This is a genomic window from Actinosynnema sp. NPDC023658 (genome assembly GCF_040639995.1).
GTDB lineage: Bacteria > Actinomycetota > Actinomycetes > Mycobacteriales > Pseudonocardiaceae > Actinosynnema.
The window spans coordinates 1-4942 of sequence record NZ_JBFAAX010000426.1; the positions used below are offsets into that span (position 1 = coordinate 1).

The following is a 4942-nucleotide window of genomic DNA, read 5'->3' on the forward strand; positions in this document are numbered from 1 at the left end:
AGACCGCGCTGCTGGCGCACCCGGACGTCCGCGAGGCGGTCGTGGTGGCGCGGGCGGACTCCCGCGGGCACAAGCGGCTCGTCGCCTACGTCGTGGGCGAGGTGGCGAAGCTGCGGGAGTTCCTCGGGGAGTCGCTGCCCGACTACCTGGTGCCGTCGGTGTTCGCGCCGGTGGACGCCCTGCCCATCAGCCCCAACGGCAAGGTGGACCGGGCGAAGCTGCCCGAGCCGGACTTCGGCGCGCTCGTCGGCGCCGGGTACGTCGAGCCGACCGGGCCGGTCGAGGAGGCGCTCGCCGCGGTGTGGGCGGACGTGCTGAACGTGCCGCGGGTCGGCGCGCAGGACAACTTCTTCTCGCTGGGCGGCGACTCGATCCTGAGCATGCAGGTGGTGGCGCGGTCGCGGCAGGCCGGCTACCGGTTCGCCACCCGGGACCTGTTCGCGCACCAGACCGTCGCCTCCCTCGCGCCGCACGTCACGGTGGAGGTCGCGTCGGCCGACGACCGGGCGCCGGTGGTGGGCGACGTGCCCCTGACGCCGATCCAGCACTGGTTCCTCGGCTCCGGGCGGCGCAACCCGCACCACTTCAACCAGTCGCACCTGGTGGAGCTGGACCCGGCGGTGGACGTGGACGCGTTGCGGCGGGCGCTGGGCGCGCTGGTGGCGCACCACGACGCGCTGCGGCTGCGGTTCACGTCGGTCGACGGCGTGTGGCGGCAGCACAACGACGACGTCCGCGACGTCGACGTGCTGACCGTCGTGGACGGTGCGCAGGACCTGGAGTCGGTCGCGGACGAGGTGCACGCGTCGTTCGACCTGGCGTCCGGGCCGCTGTTCCGGGCCGTGCTGTTCCGGAGCGAGCGACCGGCGCTGTTGCTGGTCGGGCACCACCTGGTGGTCGACGGGGTGTCGTGGCGGATCCTGCTGGACGACCTGGAGACCGCGTACCGGGGCGGTGACCTCGGCGCCAAGACCACCTCGTACCAGGAGTGGGCGCGGCGGCTGGAGGCACACGTGCTGGAGGGCGCGCTGGACGACGAGGTCGACCACTGGAACCGGTCGTTCCCGCCGTTCCCGGCGCCCACCGGGGCACCGGAGGCGGTGACGGTCGAGCTGTCCGAAGAGGACACCGACGCGCTGCTGCGCGGTGCGCCCGCCGCCTACCGGACCCGGATCAACGACGTGCTGCTGGCCGCGCTGGCCTACGCGCTGTCCCGGTGGACGGGGTCGTCGCAGGTCGCGGTGGACCTGGAGGGCCACGGCCGGGAGGACGTGCTGGACGTGGACCTCTCGCGGACCGTCGGCTGGTTCACCACGGTGTTCCCGGTGGCCCTGGAGCTGCCCGAGGGGAGCTGGCGCGACCGGGTGAAGGCGGTGCGGCGGCAGCTGCGGGCCGTGCCCGGCAACGGGTTCGGGTACGGGGCGCTGCGGCAGCACGGCCTGGTGCCCGACCGCGGGCGGCCCGCGGTGTCGTTCAACTACCTGGGCCAGTTCGACGACGCCGGGTCCGACACCGAGGCCGACCGCGGTCGCGAGGTGCCCGACGACTCGCACCGCCCGCACCTGCTCGACATCTCCGCCGCCGTGACGGCGGGCGAGCTCGTGCTGGACTGGGAGTACTCCACCGAGGCGCACGACGAGGCCTCGGTGCGGGCGCTGGCCGACCGGATGGTCGACGCGCTGCGCGGCATCGTCGCGTTCTGCGCCCGACCCGACGCCTGGGGCCGCACGCCGTCGGACTTCCCGCTGGCGGGGCTGACCGCCGAGCAGGTCGACCGGATCGTCGACCGGGACGTGGAGGACGTCTACCCGCTGACCCCGTTGCAGGCGGGCATGTTGTTCCACAGCCTCATGGACGACGGCACCGCGTACCTGAACCAGGTGCGGGTGCGGCTGTCCGGTGTGGACGACCCGGCGCGCTTGGCGCGGGCCTGGCAGCGCGTGGTCGACCGCACGCCGATCCTGCGGACCGGGGTGGCGTGGGAGGGCTTGGACGAGCCCGTGCAGGTCGTGCGGCGCCACGTCGAGGTGCCGGTGGTGTTCACCGACGTCACCGACGAGGTCGTGGCGGCCGACGCGGCGGCGGGCGTGGACCTGACCACCGCGCCGCTGATGAGGCTCGTGGTCGGGAAGGTGTCCGACACCGAGGTCGACCTGCTGTGGACCTCGCACCACCTGCTGCTGGACGGCTGGAGCACCGCGCAGGTGTTCGGCGAGGTGCTCAACGAGTACGCGGGCGGCACGCCCACCCCGCGGCGGCCGTTCCGCGACTACCTGGCCTGGCTGGCGGAGGTCGACCAGTCCGCCGCCGAGCGGTACTGGCGCGGCGCGCTGGCCGGGTTCGACACGCCCACCCCGCTGCCGTTCGACCGGTCGCCCGCGCAGGCGCACCGCGCCGAGTCGTCCGCGCAGATCGTGCTGGACCTGCCCGCCGACCGGCTGGACGCGGTGGCCCGCGCCCACGGGCTGACGGTGAACACGCTGGTGCAGGGCGCGTGGGCGGTGCTGCTGGCGCGCACCTCCGGGCAGCGGGACGTGGTGTTCGGCAGCACGGTGTCCGGCCGCCCGGCCGAGCTGCCCGGCGTCGAGTCGATCGTCGGCATGTTCATCAACACCGTGCCCACCAGGGTGTCGGTGGAGTCCGACGCCGAGGTGGTCGACTGGCTGCGCCGGTTGCAGGGCGCGCAGACCGAGTCCCGGCAGTTCGAGCACGTCTCGCTGGCGCAGGTGCAGGGGTGGGCCGGGATCGCGTCGGACTCGGGCACGCGGCTGTTCGACAGCCTGCTGGCGTTCGAGAACTACCCGGTCGACAAGGACACGCCCGACGGCGCACCCGGCATCGGGGAGGTGGACGGCCTGGACACCACGTCGTTCCCGCTCACCGTCCGCGCGCACGTGGACGACGCCCTGCACGTGGAGCTGACCTACGACCCCCGGTTGTTCGACGACGGCACGATCCACGCGCTGGGCGACCGGTTGGCCCGGCTGCTCGACGCGATCGGGGAGAATCCGCGCCGACGGGTGTTCGAGCTGCCGTGGCTGTCCGACGACGAGCGCGACCGCGTGCTGGTCGGCTGGAACGGCGCGTCGTCCGGCTCCGCGGTCGAGGACACCATCCCGTCGCTGTTCGCCGCCCAGGCGGCGCGCACGCCGGATGCCGTCGCGGTGACCTGCGAGGGCGCGAGCCTGACCTACCGCGAGCTGGACGAACTGTCCAACCGGTTGGCGCACCACCTCATCGCGCGGGGCGCCGGACCGGAGTCGCTGGTGGCCCTGAGGTTCCCGCGCTCGCTGGACCTGGTCGTCGCGGTCCTCGGTGTGCTGAAGTCCGGCGCGGCCTACCTGCCGCTGGACGTCTCGTACCCGGCAGACCGCGTCGCGCACATGATCGAGGACGCCCGGCCGACCACGACGCTGGAGGCCCTGCCGGACCTGTCCGGGTCGCCGGTGGACGCGCCCGAGGTGCCGCTGCGCCCCGAGAACGCGGCGTACGTGATCTACACGTCCGGTTCGACGGGCAGGCCCAAGGGCGTGGTGGTGCCGCACTCGAACGTGGTGCGGTTGTTCTCCGAGACCGACCACTGGTTCGGCTTCGGCCCGGACGACGTGTGGACGTTGTTCCACAGCTACGCGTTCGACTTCTCGGTCTGGGAGCTGTGGGGACCGCTGCTGCACGGCGGTCGCCTGGTCGTGGTGCCCTACGAGGTGTCGCGGTCCCCGCGCGAGTTCGCCCGGCTGCTGGCCGACGAGCGCGTGACGGTGCTCAACCAGACGCCCTCGGCGTTCTACCAGCTCATCGCGGAAGCACCCGACCTCGACCTCCGCTACGTCATCTTCGGCGGCGAGGCGCTGGACGTGCGCAAGCTGGACGGGTGGCGCGGGTCCGGGGCGTTGATCAACATGTACGGGATCACCGAGACCACGGTCCACGTGACGTGGACGCCGGCGGACGGCTCGATCGGCGTGCCCATCCCCGACCTGCGGGTCTACGTGCTGGACGACGAGCTCCAGCCCGTCGCGCCGGGCGTGGTCGGTGAGATGTACGTGGCCGGGCCCGGCGTGGCCCGGGGCTACCTCAACCGGGGCGGCCTGACCGCGCAGCGCTTCCCGGCCAACCCGTTCGGCCCGCCCGGCACCCGGATGTACCGCACCGGCGACCTGGCCCGCTGGGTCGACGGCAGGCTGGAGTACTTCGGCCGCGCCGACCAGCAGGTCAAGATCCGCGGGTTCCGGATCGAGCTGGGCGAGATCGAGGCCGTGCTGGCCGTGCACGACGCCGTGGCGCAGGTCGCGGTGATCGTGCGGGAGGACCGGCTGGTCGCCTACTACGTGCCCGAGGGCACGGCGGAGGCCGCCGGGCTGCGCGAGCACGTCGAGCGGGTGTTGCCGGACTACATGGTGCCGACCGCGTACGTGGCGCTGGAGCGGCTGCCGCTCAACGCCAACGGCAAGCTGGACCGGGCCGCGCTGCCCGCGCCGGAGCGCGAGGCGTCGGCGGCGGGCGGGTTCGTCGCGCCGCGCACCGAGGCCGAACGGCTCGTCGCCGGCGTGTGGGCCGACGTGCTGGGGCTGGCCGAGGTCGGCGTCGAGGACAACTTCTTCACCCTCGGCGGCGACTCGATCTCCAGCATCCGGGTGGTGTCGAAGCTGCGGTCGTCGTTCGACGTCTCGCCGCGCGACCTGTTCGACCACCCGACGGTGGCCGCGCTCGCCGCCCGGCTGTCCGGGACGGTGGCGGACGACGCCGTGATCGGGCGGGTCGAGGGTGACGCGCCGCTGTCGTTCGCGCAGCAGCGGTTGTGGTTCCTGGACCAGTTCTCGCCCGGCGGGACGGAGTACGTGACGCCGCTGGCCGTGCGGCTGCGCGGCGAGCTGGACGTGCCGCGGCTGGAGCGGGCGCTGACCGCGCTGGTCGAGCGGCACGAGTCGCTGCGCACGACGTT

Annotated in this window: 1 protein-coding gene; it reads left to right on the forward strand. The window is 73.5% G+C overall.

The genetic code is table 11. The annotated features are described in order from the left end of the window. On the forward strand, positions 1 to 4942 hold a 4942-nt coding region (locus tag AB0G02_RS28070; RefSeq protein WP_360799470.1), incomplete at both ends, for an amino acid adenylation domain-containing protein.